Source organism: Corynebacterium glaucum (assembly GCF_002287505.1).
Taxonomy (GTDB): Bacteria; Actinomycetota; Actinomycetes; order Mycobacteriales; family Mycobacteriaceae; genus Corynebacterium; species Corynebacterium glaucum.
The window spans coordinates 1,858,500-1,874,491 of record NZ_CP019688.1 but is presented as its reverse complement, the minus strand read 5'-3'; the positions used below and the strand labels follow the sequence as shown (position 1 = coordinate 1,874,491).

Sequence of the window (15,992 nt, the reverse complement as noted above, 5' to 3'; positions counted from 1 at the left end):
GAATCCTCCCCCGGACCGTTACTGGATGCTCACCAATGCGTTACTCAATACTCACCACGGTGTTACTAGACACGACCGCGCAACACTTGGGCTGGAAACTTCGTGCTTGGAAGGCGTGGCCACTAGGCGGAGTAGCCCTCCGGCATCATTTCACTACCAGGAAGCGATGGACACGTGACACTAAATCCACCAGGTCTCTACGCACTCGATTCGGCTGTCAACTTTGTGGTTACCCCGGATGAGCAGGGGACGTTCTCTATCTCAGGATCGTATATGGCCGCCCCGGGGGAGAAAATTGTTCTTGGGATCGGAAAAGATCAATTGCAGGATCCGCCCGAAGGTTTCATTGAATCATCGGCGGGGTTCTTTTTCATCTATCTGGTAGGTGCGGGCGAGGTTCGTAGATTCGAGAAAACGTTCCGCGCCAGCAACGCAAGACATATTCGAATGTTCTTGCGCAGATGGTATTCGGATTCAGTCATGTTCTTCAATGTCGACTCCATCAAGTGGGATAACTTCATCTTCGTAATGGGTAGCTGTGTCTCTAGGGACAGCTTCGAGTTTTCTGGTCGCCCACTCGCTGGCTACCGTGCTCGATTCAGTTTCTCCAGTTTGCACTCGTCGCCGGTGCAGTTTGATCGACGTGCACTGGAGAAGAACCCAAGCGAGTTTCAGAGGCGGATGGTCGAAGGTGATCTCGCTAAAACCAATGTTGAGTTGGCTTCGAAGGCACCAGGCAATTATGTTCTCGTCGATCTCATTGATGAGAGACTGCCTCTGCAAATAGATGGGCATGTGAGTGCTCTTCGAAATGTAGCCCACTGGTGCTCTTTGAAAAGTAGCCCAGTGTGGTCGTTGGTTATTGTGCCTGATGTGATTGCGGCGTGGGGGTTGTTGCGGGGATTTCCCTGCCTTTGATGCGGTGGCTGGTGCCGCGGTGTTGGAAGATTTTGGCGTGGTGGACGATGCGATCAACCATGGCGGTGGCGACTGTGACATCGCCGAAGCATTGTGCCCATTGGGAAAATGCCAGGTTGGACGTGACGATGATCGAGCCGTGCTCGTAGCGGCGGGACACGAGTTGGAAGAAAAGGTTCGCGGCGTCTGCTTCCACCGGGATGTATCCGAGTTCGTCGATGATGAGTAGGTGGTAGCCGCTTAAGCGTTTCAGGGTTGGTTCTAGTTTGCCTATGGCGTGTGCTTCGGTCAGCGTGTTGATCCACCCGGCGGCGGTGTCGAACAAGACCCTGTAGCCTTGCTGGGCTGCTGTGATGCCGAGTGCTGTGGCGAGGTGTGTTTTGCCTGTGCCGGGCGGGCCGAGCAGGACAACGTTTTCAGCGGTGGCGACCCAGGCACCGGTTTCAAGACGGGCGATGTCTGCGCGGTCGATGCCGGGTTGGGCGGTGAAGTCGAAGTCGGTAATGGTTTTCACTGAGGGGAAGCCGGCACGTTTGACGCGCTGGGCGGCACCGGATTCTGCTCTGGCGGTGGCTTCCACAGACAGCACCGCTGCGAGGTATTCCTCGTGTGTCCAGGATTCGGTACGGGCTTGTTCGGCGATGGTGGCGTGGATGGTTGCGATGCGCGGCGCTTTGAGCTGTTTGGCGTAGCGGTGGATTGTTGCGGTGGTGTCTTGTGCTGTGGCGCGGGTCATGCGGTGGTCCTTGTCGTCGGTGTTGAGGTGAGGCGGTCGTAGACGTTTAAATCGGCGATGTCGATGTCGAAGCTGGTTCGGGGCGCAGGGGTGGTTACGCGTTGCTGTCGCATCGCCTTGGCTGCGGCCTGGTGGGCAGGATCGGTGATTGTGCGGCCTTTCGCCCAGATTCTTTGGTGGGTGGCGATCGCTTCCCCGCCCGGGCCGTTCACGATGACCTGGTGCAAGGTGGTGTGCACCGTGACGAGCCGGTCGACGTAAGCAGGGTCGACGCTGTAATGGTTCGTATCCACGGTGATGTAGTAGTTGCGTGGCAGCCGCACTGCGGGGCGGGTGCCGAATGTGGGCGTGAACGGCGGCAGCGGCCGCATCCCGGCCCGATCTGTGGTGAATGCTTCAGCTGGTGAGGTTTTCAGCACTGCGTGTGTTCTCACGTTGGCCACGGTGGTAAACCAGTCATCGAGCTGGGTTTGCACATCCTTCGGGCTAGTGAAGCGCCGTGCCGGGAAGAATGAGGTTTTCAGGTACCCGTTGGTGCGTTCCACGATGCCTTTCGACTCCGGGTCCCTGGGCGGGGTTTGTACGATCTTGCATCCCAATGCACCGGCGAACGCGGTGACTGGGTCGCGCAGTCTGGCTTTGCCGATGCCGGGTTCGCGGTCCCACACCAGCCTGGTGGGAACTGCTGAGAATGTGTGTTCGAGCAGGTCCCACATCCCGGCCAGCAGGTCGTCGGTGGTGCGCGACGGCAAGATCCGCGCCCCGGCGAAGCGGGAATGGGAAGCAACCATCACCAACACCGGCAGCGTTCGAAATAGCCCGGTGTCATCGGGCAGCCCGCCCGGGGCAAACGTCAAGTCGCACTGGATCTCATGTCCCGGCAGGTGGTCCAGGGTGTCAACCGGGTCTGGTGGCAGGTACTCCGGGCGGATTCTGGCCACGATTCTGATCCTTCCCACCCGACCCGCTGGGCGATGACCTTCGCATTCAACCGGGGCGACTCGGCCAGTAGGGCGCGCACTGCCGGCTCATAAGGATCGAAGGTGGTCGGTTTCGCTGGCCGCCGCGAGTACTCAGGTGGGCAATCAGACGCCAGCGCCCGTTCAACAGTCCTTTTCGCGCAGCCGACCTCGGCAGCGATCTTCCTAATCGACAGTCCCTGCCCACGCAGAAACCGGATCTGAGCCCATTGATCCAATGAAATCACCCATCCAATCTTTTTCGGATGGGCTACTTTTCGAGGAGCGTTTTGGGCTACTTTTCAAAGAGCGCTGACAGGGCAGAAGCGTTTCACCTGTAGCCCTGAGTTTCGTGCAACGGATCTTGCAATTACAGGCGAGTCGCTGGACGTGTTTTCTTCCGCTTACTTCGACTTGTTCGAGGATGGTTGGCGCTACTTCATGACAGCTATGAGGCATAAGTCGGTGATTCTGAACAAGGTTTTCTGGGCTACTGAGGCGGAGGGCGGGGAACCGCTCCCCAACCAGGAGTTAATCTCGAGACAGAACAACAAGCTCTCGAGACTGTATGACATTATCTCGCGATACGACCGGAAGCCGATTTTCATCGAGTATCCGACTCAGCTCGTTGCGGCGAAGCATCACAAATGGGGACAAAGCCCATTTCACTACGGTGAGGACTTCAATACGTATCAGGGCGAAAGGCTGAGTGCGCTTACCCGTGGCTAGTTGGTGGATCGCCGAACCTTGATGTGCTGCCTACTGCGAATCATCGAGGCCATTAAGCTCAGCTTAACCCTCTAGATATTGAGCCATTGGCCTTTAGTATCGATGACCACGGTGTTCGCGGCCAACGCGGGATCGTAGCTTTGAAACTCATCGTGATCGACTAGCAGCACAATGAGGTTCGACGCTTCGAGGGAATCAGGATAGACGCCAAGCCTTACGTTTGGGTAGCTGGTGAGATTGGCCGGAAGTTCGGTGATGTTGGGTTCAATGGCGAGGATTTGGGCGGAGGGGTAGCTCTGGGCCACTCGCTCGGCGATCTCCAATGCCGGTGACTCGCGCAGGTCGTCGATGTTCGGCTTGAAGGCAAGACCGAGGAGCGCGATGGTGGCTTCGTCGCCGTGCTCGCTCATCGCTTGGTCGATCTTGTCCAGCACCCATTCCGGTTTCGAATCATTAACCTCACGGGCTGTGCGGATGAGGCGCGCAGTTTCAGGTGCGGTCGAAACGATGAACCAGGGGTCGACTGCGATGCAGTGGCCACCGACGCCTGGGCCTGGCTGGAGAATGTTCACGCGGGGGTGGTGATTCGCCAGCTCGATGAGTTCCCAGACGCTGATGTCGAGGTCATCGCAAATGAGGGACAGCTCGTTGGCGAAGGCGATGTTGACATCGCGGAAAGAGTTCTCAGTGAGCTTCGCCATCTCGGCGGTGCGATCGTTCGTCGCCAAGAGTTCTCCGCGGCAGAAGCTGGCGTAGATGGCGGCAGCGCGGCGGGTGGCCTCAGGCGACATGCCGCCGATGATGCGGTCGTTGGTACGCAGCTCTTCCATCGCTTTTCCTGGCAAGATGCGCTCGGGGCAGTGTGCGAAATAGAGCGTAGGCCCGGTGCCCTCGGAACCGTCGGCGTGGAACTCCGGACGGAGTTCCAGGATTCGCTGCACCATGCGTTCTGTCGTGCGTGGAGGAGAGGTGGACTCGAGGATGATCAATTCATCGCCTTCGAGCTGGGGTGCGATAGCCTCCGCTGCCGAGTAGATGAAGCGCATGTCAACGTCGTAAACCTCGGTGAACGGGGTAGGTACGGCGATGATGTAGGCGTCCGCCTTAGGCATGTCGATGGAGGCTCGGAACCGGCCACTGTCGAGGGCGGACTTGAGCTCCTCTTCCAAACCGGGTTCGACGATGGTGACTTCACCGCGGTTAATCGAATCGACCTTGGTGGGATCGACATCCACACCTGTCACTTCGAGACCACTATTGGCCATTACTACTGCCGTGGGTAAACCGATGTAGCCGAGGCCTATAAACGCGACGTGTGCACTCATAAATATGGTCTTTCAGAACGATTGAATGGATGCGGTAAATTCTAACGCCACTGCCTGAACAATCAACCCTGCGGCACGTCATAGAGTCCTGGTGCGCATATTGCGTTGATTAACGAGAATGAAACGCCATGAGAGATCTCTACAAACGTCCTGCGAATTGGTAGATTCTGATCTGTGATTTGGCGATTCAACCTGCCCGTTTCAGATGTCCCTGCGAGACTCATTGTCCGGTCCCGGGGTCCGTTGAATTTCAGGGATTACGTGCTCAAATTCCAGTTCGCAGGGGTGGAAGCAACTCCCGAGACCGCTGATTTGCTTAGAGTCTCGTATTCGAAAAATTTGGATTCACTCTTCCTCTATAGCCCTCAACAACAAGGTGCAGTAGCTCGCACTTCGTTTTTCCGACTTCCGGTAAGCGAGGGATCCCTAACAGTTCACGCTGTTCCGTGGCATGTCGAAAGTGACGGAGCGCAACTCGAATCCTTGGGTCTTCAGATCGACGCTCCTTGGAAGCACTTTGGAAAACTGGCTCTTGAAGGGGTGGCACAATAATGGCGCTTGGCACCAGCTCGGGGGTAGAGAGTCTTTCGCTTAGGCCAGACGTTTCTGTAGTAATCGGTTTCCGCGATTGGGGTCTGCGGCGTATCCGGTTGGCTGTTACGTCGATTCAAGAGGCGCTCGGGAATTGCACGGGGGAGGTCATAATCTCCGATTACGGTTCAATCGATCCTGAGCAAAATAAGAACCTTGCCGACGACCTTGGGTGTCAATACGTTTACACACACGGTTCGGCGGTGTGGTCTAGATCGAGGGCGTTGAACGCGGGATTTGAGATCAGCCAAGGTGAGCTTTTGGTCTCCACTGATGCAGATATGTTGTTCTCGCCGGGCTCATTCGAAAAGATTGTTGAGATTTCAAAAGTTGACAAGGGTGCCGCATACTTTCTGCAATGCCGCGATCTTCCGAGAGGATTCGACGACGAATGGGTCGAAGCGAATCCCGGTTCGTGGGACGAGCTAGAGCAAGTAGCTAGGCTGCGCCCGCGTTGGGGTATGGGCGGCATGATGGCCATTTCGCGGAGGGGGTTCTTTGAAATCCGGGGCTTCGACGAGCGCTTCCACACCTACGGGGGTGAGGACTTGGACTTTGCTCAACGAGCTCGTCGAGCTGGATACCCAACTGTGTGGGTGAATGACCCTAAAGTACGCATGTACCACATGTGGCATCCTTCAACCCGCGCAGCGGTTGATCAAGATGAAGAAAGCCGTGAGGTAGTTCAAAGGAATCGGGAAATCGTGTACAACGATCGATCGTTCGTAAGAAACTATCTCGACTGGACTCACCGTCCTGCGGATGCGCCTCCGCTAGTAACCGTGGCGATCTGCACCCATAACCGCGCCACCTTGATAGGTGATTCGATCAAATCGGTGCTGGCCCAGACGATGCAGGATTTCGAAATCGTCGTAGTCGACGACGGGGGCGATGACAATACCAGAGAAGTGCTGGAGTCTTTCGCTGACCCGAGGATCAAGTACCACTGGCAAGAGAAAGCGGGGATTTCTGCAGCTCGAAATCGAGCTGCGGAATTGAGTAGAGGTCTATACACGGCCGTGCTCGATGATGATGATCTCATGCCCCCGCGGCGTCTCGAGCGGCAGGTTGCAGGCATCCAGCCAGGCTTCGTTGGAAACGTTGGGTCCTTTGTAAATTTCGACGACCAAACCGGCGAGCTTGCACTGATCGTCTCCAAGGTTCCATCTATCGAAACTGCGATGGAAAGGGGATCAGCTCCGGGGCATAGCACCTGGCTCATCCGAACGGATGTTGTTCGGCGACTGAAGTACGACGAGACTTTAACCAGCGGGGTGGACAATAACTTCATGCTCCGCCTCCTCAGATCGGGGGCGAAACTGAGCCACATTGGTGAGGTCGTAACCCTTAGGCGCATGCACAGTCGACAAGTGACAGTTCTGGATTTGGATCGTCAGCTATCTAACGCCAACTCTGCCCTGAGGTTTATCCAATGGCGTCTGGACCCCAATGCGATAGAGGAGATCACTAAATCTGCTAAAGACACAGGAGAATATCCACAAACTCCATCCCGCGAAGCAATGCTGGAGGAAGCGCGACTGTTTCTCCCCGATCACCTAGCCCAACGCAATCTTCTTCTCTCGTCCGGCCACGATCTGGACTTACCCCGATCAGGTTGGGAGGGCGATTTGGTTGTCGCCACAATCTCCACTGGCCTCGACGAGGCCCCGGATGTCCCTGTACAGATCCTCAAGCGCGCGAGCTTTGACGACATGGTCAGGGCCCGCAAGCATGGGCTGAATTACACCGTTATTGGGGATGAAGCGACGGCGGCAGCGCCGAACGAAATCGCGGCGCAAATTCGGGTGATTCTGGATTGTGCTGATTCCGTCATGAAGTCGCACGGACTAGACAACCATTTTGTCCTCATGCGTCGAAAGGAAAGCTCCTCCCTTGAATCGCTTCCATGGGAAGTGAGAATTTGCCAGGGAGATCAAGTTGGCAGTCTGCTTGCGGAAGATCGAGAGTGGTTGATCTTCGGCAACGAGTTTTGGGAAGAGAACGTTGAAGATAACTAAGCACAAGACCAAGTTGCGCCAGGTGGCGTACAGCGTCGAACTCTCTGAGTATGATGCCGAGCCGCCGTCTAAGAGTTGGGTATTCGATGATTTGCCTTGGAGGGTCAACCCCGAACTCGAAGCGCTTGCCCTCTACATGATCTTTGGTCCCTGGTGTGGCGGAGAGTTCACCGTCCCCCAGAAATTCGGCCCCAATACTGCGAGTCTCATAGCCCAGCACTCAGGAATCGCAATGTTTCCTGGGCCGATCGAGTTTTATCCGAAAGCTTTACCGTTGGGTACTGGCCTGACTCATGTTTCCGATTCAATCAGGGACATCGGTCCCAACTCGCTTGTCTGCCTCGATTCTTCTGAGTGGAACGGGAGTCTGAGATCCACATCTTCCCTTGTAGTCGCGTCCAATACCGGATTCTTTAGAACGAGCGAGCGCGATGTGAGGCCGTTGATCGCGGCCGCAATTCTTCTAGCTGGAGAGTTGGACGCGAGAACTCTTAAGATCCTGCCTGCATTCGAAGCCCAGCTTGAACCATTCCAAATGTTGAGCAGCGCAGCGGGTCTCTCCCTAGAAGGAGGATCCGTTTCATGATCCAGCGATTCGATTGGGTCAAAGGTGCCATCTCCCGGCGCATGTCCATTGTGGGGTCGCGGAGGTCAGCCTAGACGGCCCTGATCGCGTCGCACCTCGGATACATTGAAACCCGACAGACTTATGGGACTGGGTCAATGCAAATCGGTTCTAAGAGCTGTGATGCACCATCTGGGTACCTTGGGCTGGAGGTAACACAACGCATTAAGCTTCTTGGATTTACGAGAGCTTTAGATCCGGGCGACGATAAGGGAGGTCATGTGCCTCCATGTAGTTCGCCCAGTTATCAAATCGGTCTTCAAGACGCTCGAACATTGAGTCGTATGCAGCCAAGTTGGGAAGGTCCTTGAGCGTCTGGCCTTCGAGTTCGGCCAGGCTAACGCTGGGTAGGTTAAGGAAATCGACTAGTTCCCTGGTTCTGCTGTCGTGCGTAACCCAGAGTGCAGGCTTCCCGGCTAGCAAGGTTGCCATGTTTACATGGAACCTTGTTCCAAACCCGAAGGCTACAACTTTTTTGTTGAAATCAATCCAATCGTCGGGGTTGTGGAAAAGGCGATAACGATTCTTGAAAAGATCAACTAGTTGGGCCGAGGAGACTTCGGAAGCTGGCACCTTTCTCAGATGCGGAGGGACCGCAAAGGGCTTTCCTTTTATTGCGGTGAGGTGGGCCCGGTGATGGAATCTCGATACGGGTTCAATGAGGTAACCGTCACTTTTCGCAATGTTCACTAACCACGTCAGTTCCTCATGCCGTTTAAATTGGGTGCCTGAGAAGGTCGTAACTCCGGGTTCGGGATTGCGTAATTGCCTTTGTAGCCGCTGAAACGCGTCTGGTTCCGAGTAGAACGACGGGCAGCCGGTGATCACGACGTCTTCTACTCCGGCCTTAAGCCGTAATAGTTTGGCTGTAAACTCACCTCTTACTCCAATGGGGGCAGCTCGGTCTTCCAGATACTGCAGAAGTTCGACAGCTTCCGGAGTGAGAGAGATTTGGTCGAGATCTTCGGTTGCGGAGCGCGAACCCAGGCCAAACACAGTAAGGGGTACCGTGTACTGCTCGAGCATCCTCTGGAATCGAGAGTAGAGGGATCCGTCTTCGTCATTGGTTCTGATGGTGTTAGCCATCGTCACGATCAATCCGTCGCATCGTTTATTCACAAACTCCGCGAATGATCCGTCGGCTAACAGTCGCCAGTCTCCGGTGAAGAATTCGACCGCGTTGTCCGGGAGCATTTGCAACGGTGCTCGGGCGTGGATCATGTTTCCTGCATTCTCTGGAAACGCCAGAGGAAAGCTGTAAGGCAAGCTAGGTTTGTTTCCGTAGACACCTACTATTCGTTTAGTCAACATCGCTCCTCTGGTTGTACTGACTTTCGGTTACTACCTACAGTAAATCACCGGTCTCTCTGAATGGCACCTGCCCATTGAAGCCGACGGTTCTGGAGGAACTACCCGAAGCTGAAGATCACGCTGGTGGCTTTGCCTGCGCGGATGATGGCGAGCTTGGTGATGTCAAAGGCGTAAAGATCGCCGCTGAAGGCCGGGGATGACAGTGGCGCTACCGTGGCGACGAATCTGGAGCGGCTTGAGTGGGATTGGCTCCATGCCGAAGCCCTGGTTCCTGCAGGCGGCACCTACCCAGTTCGGTTCGATTCCAACGCGCGGGATGAGTTCATGTGGTGGGGTACATTCACATGGTGTAGGTCTTGCCGCCCTCGGTGGCGATGCGCCAGCGCACAATGTTAGCGGCGCTGGAGTAGAACCTGGCGTTGCTCAGCTGTTGCGCCGCCGCAGGTGCAGTAGCAAACGCGACGGGCGTCACGGTGATGGCGGCAACCGCTGCAGAGGTTCGGCTGAAGATGTTCCTCGCGGGCTCATCGGCGATTTGTGCTCTGCGTATCTACCGGAGGCTGAAGATGACGCTGTTGGCCTTGCCTGCGCGAATGAGGGTGAACTTGGAGGAGTCGAAGACGTAGAGGTCGCCAGTGGGGCTCGGGATTACCGTGGCGCTACCGTGGCGCTGGATCTGGAAGGGCTTGAGAGCAACGGGTTCACCACCGAAGCCTTGGTTCCAGCACGCAACGTCGATCGCGTTCGGGTAGATGTACACGGACGGGACGAGCTCGTTTGGCGGGTTGCACTCCGGCTGTTTCTCGCGTCCGATGTCGCTGGTGCAGAGGGTGAAGGTCTTGCCGTCGTTGGTGATGATCTCGCAGCGCACGGTGTTCGCGGAGTTGGTGAAGAGTTTGGCATCCATGGGCTGCGCGTTGGCGGGCAGGGCGCTGAAGGAAGTGGCGGTGAGGGCAGCAGCGGCGGCGGCGGTGAATGCGGTGCGCTTGATGGTGTTCATTGGTAGCTCCTTAGAGTGCGATGTGATGAGGCTCTCAGTCAGGGTATCGCACGATGTGAGGGGAGCGTTTCAGCTAGCGCCAATAGTGAAAGACGCCCGCGTTGGAATGTGGGTCCAACGGGGCGTCGATAAGCTTTTTAGCCCTCGACTTGAGCTGCGCGCTTGGAGCGATCCAGCAGGAGTAGCGCGAAGCCTGCCACGATCCAGATGGCGAGCACCCACCAAGCTTGCTGGGCGCCGAGGCCGTCGAAGAAGGAGAGGGAGCGTACGAGGTGTCCGGTCGCGCCGATGGGCATCCATTGGCCCAGCGTCGACCAGCCGGCCGGCAAGAGCCATGGGCCGGTAGCTAAGCCGGAGAGAGGGTTGGCGACGAAGATGGTCAGGATCGCACCGATCGCCACACCTGCAGTGCCGATGATGGCCGCGAGACCCGTGGTCAGCAGTGAGGTAGCGAGAATGCCCAGCGAGACTGCGAGCCACTCCATCCCGAAGCTACCGGTGAGAGTGCCGTAGACGGAATGCAGCATCCACGTTGCCACGAGGGAGCCGAGTGCGGCGATGCCGACAAGCACTCCCAGCTTGGCCCATTTATTGCCGCGGAACGCGAAGGTGGCGACAGCTGCGGAAATGATGCCGCCGAACGCCAGCGGCAGGCCGAGCACTGCGAGTCCGGAGGCCTGCGGGTCCTCGCTTGAGGTAGGTGCCAAGTCTTCCCGGGCGACTTCCATGCCCTGGGCCTCTAGCCGTGCGGCCATGCCTTCCATCATCTGGGTGTACGGCGCGCCGTTGCCGGAGGCGGTGTACACCGTTGCGCCGGCCGGGGTGATGACCATGCCGCCGACGGCTTCGCGGTGTTCGACCGCAGAGACGACGTCAGCATCTGAGTCGTAGACGGTGATGTCGGGGCCGTCCTCGCCGAGGTTTTGGGTGAGCTGCGTGACCATTGGTTCGGGTGCGGCAATAGCGATGGGTACGCCTTCCGGCCCGGAAGCGAAGTTCGGTGCCAGGAAGGCGAACAGCATCAGGCCGATTGCGATGGGGATTCCGACGATTGCGCCGATGGCCTTTGTTATGGCTGGGGGTTGTTTACGGGTGGTGGCGGTACTCATGACGAGCTCCTAAGTGGAACGGTATGTTTTACTTACGTAAGTAGAACATAGTGTTCCACTTGGTAGAGTGTCAAGCATGAGACAAGATGCAGCCGACAATCGCGAGGCCATCGTGGCCGCAGCTCGCCAATTGCTTATCGACGAAGGCCCCGGCGTCTCGCTGCGCTCCATCGCCAAAGCCGCCTCGGTGGGGGTTGCTACGGCCTCGCGTCATTTCCCCGAACGCATTGAGCTTCTTGACGCCATCGGTGCGCAGGCTGCGGCCGACATTAACGAGATCGTCGAGAGGCACCTGGGGGAGTTTGGCAGCGATGCCAGGTCGGCCTGGCGCGGCGCAGTCCATGAGATTGGCAACCTGCAGCTCGCGGTAGTTGCGCAGGCGATTATCACCGACACGATGCAGAACCCCGAGACACTTTCGCGCCGGGGGCAATTGGTTGAAAGCCGAATGGCGGAAATCCGGGACGTTTACGACCGCCTCCTTGTGCCCGCGAAGAATGCGCGGCTGTGTCCTGCTGACCTCGACCCGCTGGAGTTTCACATGGGGCTTGGCGTGATCACACGACCGCTGCCTGCGGGAGTCCCAGTGCCGGTAGATGTGGACCAGCTGGCGGCGAGCCTCATCGACATCGCACTGGATGGATTAGAGCTGCGTGCACAGGCGAAATGAAAAACGCCCGCGTTGGGGATGAGGTCCAACGGGGATAACAACGAAAATGTCCGCGTTAGCGATGGGTTTCAACGAGCTGTCGATTAACTCTCAGCTCCTCCAATTGGGCTCGAACCGGGCGGGAGCACCAGATATCGGCTGAAATTTATGGCATACTTTCGCAGCCGGAGAACCGTTTGGTCGAACCACGAGCACGAATGATGAGTGAAGGAGATGGTGAATGATGCCAGCGTTCCTCATCGTTTACAGCAGACGCAGCGGCGCTGTGAGCTGCCAGGAGTTTCCCTCGTTAGTTGAGGCAACCCGCGAGCGTAGGCGTCTGGATAGGCAGAATTCCGATCCGGATCGGGAAATCGTTGCCGTCTCCAGCCCAAGCGAAGAAAGCCTCAAGCACACCCACTCCCGATACTTCGCAGTGTCTGTATAAAGCACTCGAGCTGCGCTTGGTGTAATGCCCACCGCGAATACCCCTTGGCCCACAACTCGGGTCGAGGGGTTTCATTGTGACTGGCTACCGTTGTCTGCCGGCGTAGCGTTCGATTGGCGCTCGGCGTGCATGGAGTGCGGCCGATGGGCAGCGGTAGAGACTTTTTGAACCATACCCGGGTAAGCAAAAACGCATAAGCCTCGGCCAACCTGCACCTGCAAGTTGATCGAGGCTTATCTTCCGGCTCCTCCAACTGGGCTCGAACCAGTGACCCTTCGATTAACAGTCGAATGCTCTGCCAACTGAGCTATGGAGGAATATGTGCTGCTGTATTTGCAACGGTTAGTAAGAGTAATGCCTGGGGTGCGGAATCCAAAATCGGCAGGCAAACCGGGTTTTCGAGCGGTGTTACGCTGAAGCCATGAGGTTCTTTCTGGCGCGCGGATCGCGCCCGTACTCGGTGGCGGGCGCGGCTGTGGCGTTTGGAATTGTGTTGCTGCTTACCGCGCCGCGGGCGGAGGACTGGCGATCTTTGGCGTTTGTCGGGGTGGCCTTGCTGGTGCCTGGGTTGGTGTGGCTGGTGGCGGACCGCTGGTTTGCGCGACCCAATGGAGCGTGGTGGTGGGTGCTCGTAGCGGTGGCTGTTGCGGTGGGGGTGTGGGGATTGGCGCTCTTCCCGGCGGCGGGGGACACTCCGTTCGGCCGCAGCCTGTGGTGATGTGATGGGTTGATGGGTGGCTAGGGTTGAGCGCATGAGATCACGTTGGGTTGCACTGCCGCTTGCGGTGCTGCTCGGCATGCTCGGGGCGCACAACTTCTACCTGGGGAATTGGGACTACGGAGGTTTGCAACTGGTGTTCACGCTCCTGGCCGTTGCTGGGGTGCCGTGGATCGGGTTGTTCGTGCTGGCGTGGGTGGTCGTTGAGATCGTTCTGATTGTGATTAGGCACGAGGGGTACGACGGGGGTGAGTCGCTCAGCGCGGAGGTACTTTAAAAGGTAACTACATCCAAATCTAGGAAGGTTGTTACCGATGAAACGCTCTGTTGCTGCGATTGTTGCTGTTGGTGTACTCGCTCTCAACGGGTGCGCGCAGACCGACGAAGTCGCCTCGGAGATCACGTCGATCACCGACGAGCCGCAGGAGACGTCTTCTTCAGCGTCTCCTGAATCGGATTTTGCAAAGGTCGGGGACACCATCGAAGTCGCCTGTAGGTACGAAGGGTGCGATGGCGAGTTCGAGATCGAGGACATCACCTTCGGCGGCGAATGCCAGGATCTTTTGGACTCCGACGAGATGGCGGGAATGAAGCTTCTGCAGGTTCGTGGCGTCTTCAGCGCGACCGCCAAAATCGATGACGCCACGGGCAACGAAATCGGCGTATTGCTGGACATCCCGGAGACGTGGGACGCAGACAATTTCAAGAACACCGTCGACACCGTGGCAACCTGTCTGCCACCACAGAACTACGAGGTGTGGAACACCCACGCTCGTACCGATGAGAAAGTGCGGATCTACGGTGCATTCTGGGTGCCGGAGAATAGCGAAGTGCTAGGCATTGCGCATTCACGGTTTGACCTCAACGCCGTTGGCGAAGGGAAAGCAGAAGCAACGACGCCCGAGACGATGACACCGGCACCGGACGCCGCACCCGTGCCGGAGCAGAATACGCTGCCAGCACCGGCCCCGGCACCGAGGCCGGCCCAGCCTGAGGCGGATCCAGTCATCGGATATACCGAGGCGCCCGGGATTGCGCAGCCGACCGTGATGAACAAGACGATTTCGTACTGCGGCGAACCGGGCCTGCACGAGACCGGGACGACCTTCTTTACCGACGGCACCTCGGGCTGGACCCAAACCTGCGCGAATCAGATGATGTAGCGAGTTGGATGGGAAGCGCAGTGCTCAGAGGCCGAGCGCCTTGGCTAAACGGAGTGCCAGAACCGTCCGGTCCCGCGCGTCGAATTTGCGCAGGAGTGCAGAGACGTGGTTCTTGACCGTGCCCTCGGCGAGGAAAAGGGTCTCCGCAATCTCTTGATTGTTCAGGCCGCGGGCAACCGATTCCGCGACCTTGCGCTCGGTGGGGGTGAGGATAGCCAGCTGAGGGTTCTCCACGGCGTGCCGGGCGATGCGGGGATCGAGGATCATGCCGCCTTGGGCCACAGCGGTGATTGCGCGGATCAACTCTTCCGGGGAGACGTCTTTGAGGACGTAGCCGGAGGCGCCGGCGTCGAGAAGCTGTTTCACTAGCGCGGCGTCGTCAAAGGTCGTGAGCACCAGCACGGGTACGTGCGGGCTGCAAGCTTGCACCACTGCCAGGCCGTCAGTGCCGGGCATTGCAGCATCGGTGACGACGACATCAACGTTGAACTCGAGCGCCAGCTGTAGGGCTTTGGAACCGTCGGTGGAGGTCGCGGCGACTTCGACGTCGTCGCTGGTTTCCAGAATCAGGCTCAACCCGCGAAGCAGCATGTCGTGGTCGTCGATCAGAAGGGCAGTGGTGGCCATCGTTTCTCCTTCAGGTGCAATGCAATCCGGAACCCGCCGTCGATGCCGCCGTGAGCGTCGGTGGCAACGGTTCCGCCGAGGGCTTGGGTGCGCTCGCGTAACGACGAAATCCCGTAAGACTCCGGTGCCGTATTGCCCGTCCCATTGTCCGCGACGGAAAGCGTGCGGGCATCGAGGTGAATGTCCACCCGTGACGCGTTCGCGTGCCGGAGCACGTTCGTCAGCGATTCCTGCACAAAGTGCAGCAGGAGCAGACTTTCTTCGTTCGTGAACTTCGCAGGCTGGCCTCGGGTAAAGCGCACGTCTAGCGACGTCGTGGCGAACGACTCCGCGAGTTGCGCAAGTGACGCTTCGATGCCCTCGTCCGGTGTGAACGTGGGTTTCATTGCGCGCACGGTTGCGCGCATCTCATCCAGCGCTGCAGAGACATCGGCGCGGGCGCGAGCGATCTCCGCGCGCGCTTTGTCTGGGTCGCGCACTCGTTGCGCGTAGTCGAGGCTCATGCCGATGGTGGTGAGGCGGTGGCCCAGGCCGTCGTGAAGCGAGGCGGCGATGCGCTGCCGCTCGCGCACGAAGGCCATCTCCTGCAACTCCTGCTCGTACCCGCGCTGGCGGACGATGGTGTTTGCAAGGTTGATTCCCACAACGCCGACCACCGCGGCTGTCACGGTTTCGGCGATGATTCGCACAGGCACCTGGTGTAGGGCTACCTGCGCGGTGAAGTTGGCTGCGGCGATGAGCCCGGCGTAGCAGTAGGCAGCCCAGGTTCCCGTGCTCAATCGCAGCGCCACGATGGCGCACCACAGCACAATCGCGCTGATCAGGTTGTTCGCGGTCTGGAACAGGGCGAACGCAGAGCATGCGAATGCGAGGGCAGCCAAGGAGTGCTCCGTCCGGCGCCACATCATCCAGGAAAGGGCGGTGCACGCGGCGACCGCGAGGATGGTCCGACCAGCAGCGAGCGCGGTTGGGCCGTAGTTGAGATAGAGCAGTACGACCAAGATCAGAATGCTGTCCAGCAAGTAGAGGTGGCTGCGAGACGGGGCGTTCATGGAGTCAAAGCTAC

Annotated in this window: 18 protein-coding genes and 1 tRNA gene; 8 read left to right on the top strand and 11 right to left on the bottom strand. The window is 58.0% G+C overall.

Features of this window, described 5'->3' with window-relative positions; genetic code table 11:
• The first annotated feature begins 174 nt into the window (after window positions 1-174).
• Window positions 175-918, top strand: coding sequence for a DUF6270 domain-containing protein (locus tag CGLAU_RS12290; protein ID WP_157731318.1), 744 nt, complete (start codon window positions 175-177; stop codon window positions 916-918).
• Here CGLAU_RS12290 and istB read toward each other — a convergent pair.
• From istB to CGLAU_RS12635, 3 genes are read right to left on the bottom strand one after another with little or no spacing between them, the layout of a single operon-like run.
• Window positions 860-1,654 (bottom strand): IS21-like element helper ATPase IstB, encoded by a 795-nt coding sequence (istB, locus tag CGLAU_RS09090; RefSeq protein ID WP_095660419.1) that lies wholly within the window; start codon window positions 1,652-1,654, stop codon window positions 860-862. The genes CGLAU_RS12290 and istB overlap by 59 nt on opposite strands.
• Entirely contained in the window at window positions 1,651-2,595 is a 945-nt protein-coding gene (locus CGLAU_RS09085; protein ID WP_157731316.1) for a Mu transposase domain-containing protein, read from the bottom strand. Before CGLAU_RS09085 ends, istB begins: the two co-directional genes overlap by 4 nt.
• Window positions 2,508-2,861 (bottom strand): helix-turn-helix domain-containing protein, encoded by a 354-nt coding sequence (locus tag CGLAU_RS12635; RefSeq protein ID WP_415877129.1) that lies wholly within the window; start codon window positions 2,859-2,861, stop codon window positions 2,508-2,510. Before CGLAU_RS12635 ends, CGLAU_RS09085 begins: the two co-directional genes overlap by 88 nt.
• On the opposite strand from CGLAU_RS12635, the gene CGLAU_RS12630 reads away from it, so the two are divergent.
• A complete protein-coding gene (locus tag CGLAU_RS12630) occupies window positions 2,857-3,342 on the top strand; it encodes a DUF6270 domain-containing protein (protein ID WP_415877158.1) in 486 nt (161 codons plus the stop codon). The genes CGLAU_RS12635 and CGLAU_RS12630 overlap by 5 nt on opposite strands.
• Before the next feature lie 71 nt (window positions 3,343-3,413).
• Here CGLAU_RS12630 and wecC read toward each other — a convergent pair whose 3' ends face one another.
• The gene (wecC, locus tag CGLAU_RS09075; protein WP_095660416.1) at window positions 3,414-4,667 is read right to left on the bottom strand and encodes a UDP-N-acetyl-D-mannosamine dehydrogenase; all 1,254 of its coding nucleotides are present in this window, start codon (window positions 4,665-4,667) and stop codon (window positions 3,414-3,416) included.
• Window positions 4,668-5,218: 551 nt separating this feature from the next.
• On the opposite strand from wecC, the gene CGLAU_RS09070 reads away from it, so the two are divergent.
• Window positions 5,219-7,276 (top strand): glycosyltransferase, encoded by a 2,058-nt coding sequence (locus CGLAU_RS09070; protein ID WP_095660415.1) that lies wholly within the window; start codon window positions 5,219-5,221, stop codon window positions 7,274-7,276.
• Window positions 7,263-7,862, top strand: coding sequence for a hypothetical protein (locus CGLAU_RS09065; RefSeq protein ID WP_095660414.1), 600 nt, complete (start codon window positions 7,263-7,265; stop codon window positions 7,860-7,862). The genes CGLAU_RS09070 and CGLAU_RS09065 overlap by 14 nt, the downstream gene beginning before the upstream one ends.
• Window positions 7,863-8,081: 219 nt before the next feature.
• On the opposite strand, the gene CGLAU_RS09060 is transcribed toward CGLAU_RS09065, so the two are convergent.
• From CGLAU_RS09060 to CGLAU_RS09050, 4 genes are all read right to left on the bottom strand, one after another.
• Window positions 8,082-9,212, bottom strand: a complete 1,131-nt coding sequence (locus CGLAU_RS09060) for a polysaccharide pyruvyl transferase family protein (protein ID WP_095660413.1) — start codon at window positions 9,210-9,212, stop codon at window positions 8,082-8,084.
• A gap of 340 nt (window positions 9,213-9,552) precedes the next feature.
• Entirely contained in the window at window positions 9,553-9,684 is a 132-nt protein-coding gene (locus tag CGLAU_RS12565; protein ID WP_269768541.1) for a hypothetical protein, read from the bottom strand.
• 78 nt (window positions 9,685-9,762) lie between these two features.
• Complete coding sequence (locus CGLAU_RS09055) at window positions 9,763-10,212, bottom strand: hypothetical protein (protein ID WP_095660412.1); 450 nt, start codon at window positions 10,210-10,212, stop codon at window positions 9,763-9,765.
• Between the two features lie 137 nt (window positions 10,213-10,349).
• Window positions 10,350-11,321 carry an MATE family efflux transporter gene (locus CGLAU_RS09050; protein WP_095660411.1) on the bottom strand — a complete coding sequence of 324 codons (972 nt, stop codon included), beginning with the start codon at window positions 11,319-11,321 and terminating at the stop codon, window positions 10,350-10,352.
• A gap of 76 nt (window positions 11,322-11,397) precedes the next feature.
• Between CGLAU_RS09050 and CGLAU_RS09045 the strand changes: the two genes are divergently transcribed.
• Window positions 11,398-11,991 carry a TetR/AcrR family transcriptional regulator gene (locus tag CGLAU_RS09045; protein WP_095660410.1) on the top strand — a complete coding sequence of 198 codons (594 nt, stop codon included), beginning with the start codon at window positions 11,398-11,400 and terminating at the stop codon, window positions 11,989-11,991.
• Window positions 11,992-12,662: 671 nt separating this feature from the next.
• Here CGLAU_RS09045 and CGLAU_RS09035 read toward each other — a convergent pair.
• Window positions 12,663-12,735, bottom strand: a tRNA-Asn gene (locus CGLAU_RS09035).
• Between the two features lie 104 nt (window positions 12,736-12,839).
• Here CGLAU_RS09035 and CGLAU_RS09030 point away from each other — a divergent pair.
• The 3 genes from CGLAU_RS09030 to CGLAU_RS09020 are packed head-to-tail and all read left to right on the top strand — an operon-like array spanning window position 12,840 to window position 14,299.
• Window positions 12,840-13,136 carry a hypothetical protein gene (locus CGLAU_RS09030; RefSeq protein ID WP_095660409.1) on the top strand — a complete coding sequence of 99 codons (297 nt, stop codon included), beginning with the start codon at window positions 12,840-12,842 and terminating at the stop codon, window positions 13,134-13,136.
• Between the two features lie 34 nt (window positions 13,137-13,170).
• Complete coding sequence (locus tag CGLAU_RS09025) at window positions 13,171-13,413, top strand: NINE protein (RefSeq protein WP_157731312.1); 243 nt, start codon at window positions 13,171-13,173, stop codon at window positions 13,411-13,413.
• Between the two features lie 37 nt (window positions 13,414-13,450).
• On the top strand, window positions 13,451-14,299 hold the full coding sequence (locus CGLAU_RS09020) for a hypothetical protein (protein WP_095660407.1): 849 nt from the start codon (window positions 13,451-13,453) through the stop codon (window positions 14,297-14,299).
• A gap of 24 nt (window positions 14,300-14,323) precedes the next feature.
• Here the strand turns inward: CGLAU_RS09020 and CGLAU_RS09015 are convergent, their stop codons facing one another.
• On the bottom strand, window positions 14,324-14,926 hold the full coding sequence (locus tag CGLAU_RS09015; protein ID WP_095660406.1) for a response regulator: 603 nt from the start codon (window positions 14,924-14,926) through the stop codon (window positions 14,324-14,326).
• Window positions 14,905-15,978: a sensor histidine kinase gene (locus CGLAU_RS09010; protein ID WP_095660405.1), complete on the bottom strand. Its 1,074-nt coding sequence runs from the start codon at window positions 15,976-15,978 to the stop codon at window positions 14,905-14,907. Before CGLAU_RS09010 ends, CGLAU_RS09015 begins: the two co-directional genes overlap by 22 nt.
• Window positions 15,979-15,992: the final 14 nt, after the last annotated feature.

What these genes read in the sequence shown, in the direction of transcription:
- CGLAU_RS09020 (WP_095660407.1), top strand. Translation starts at nt 13,451, where the DNA reads ATGAAACGCTCTGTTGCTGCGATTGTTGCTGTTGGTGTACTCGCTCTC.
- CGLAU_RS09010 (WP_095660405.1), bottom strand. Translation starts at nt 15,978, where the DNA reads ATGAACGCCCCGTCTCGCAGCCACCTCTACTTGCTGGACAGCATTCTG.
- CGLAU_RS09025 (WP_157731312.1), top strand. Translation starts at nt 13,171, where the DNA reads ATGAGATCACGTTGGGTTGCACTGCCGCTTGCGGTGCTGCTCGGCATG.
- wecC (WP_095660416.1), bottom strand. Translation starts at nt 4,667, where the DNA reads ATGAGTGCACACGTCGCGTTTATAGGCCTCGGCTACATCGGTTTACCC.
- CGLAU_RS09060 (WP_095660413.1), bottom strand. Translation starts at nt 9,212, where the DNA reads ATGTTGACTAAACGAATAGTAGGTGTCTACGGAAACAAACCTAGCTTG.
- CGLAU_RS09030 (WP_095660409.1), top strand. Translation starts at nt 12,840, where the DNA reads ATGAGGTTCTTTCTGGCGCGCGGATCGCGCCCGTACTCGGTGGCGGGC.
- CGLAU_RS09050 (WP_095660411.1), bottom strand. Translation starts at nt 11,321, where the DNA reads ATGAGTACCGCCACCACCCGTAAACAACCCCCAGCCATAACAAAGGCC.
- CGLAU_RS09015 (WP_095660406.1), bottom strand. Translation starts at nt 14,926, where the DNA reads ATGGCCACCACTGCCCTTCTGATCGACGACCACGACATGCTGCTTCGC.
- istB (WP_095660419.1), bottom strand. Translation starts at nt 1,654, where the DNA reads ATGACCCGCGCCACAGCACAAGACACCACCGCAACAATCCACCGCTAC.
- CGLAU_RS09045 (WP_095660410.1), top strand. Translation starts at nt 11,398, where the DNA reads ATGAGACAAGATGCAGCCGACAATCGCGAGGCCATCGTGGCCGCAGCT.
- CGLAU_RS09070 (WP_095660415.1), top strand. Translation starts at nt 5,219, where the DNA reads ATGGCGCTTGGCACCAGCTCGGGGGTAGAGAGTCTTTCGCTTAGGCCA.
- CGLAU_RS09055 (WP_095660412.1), bottom strand. Translation starts at nt 10,212, where the DNA reads ATGAACACCATCAAGCGCACCGCATTCACCGCCGCCGCCGCTGCTGCC.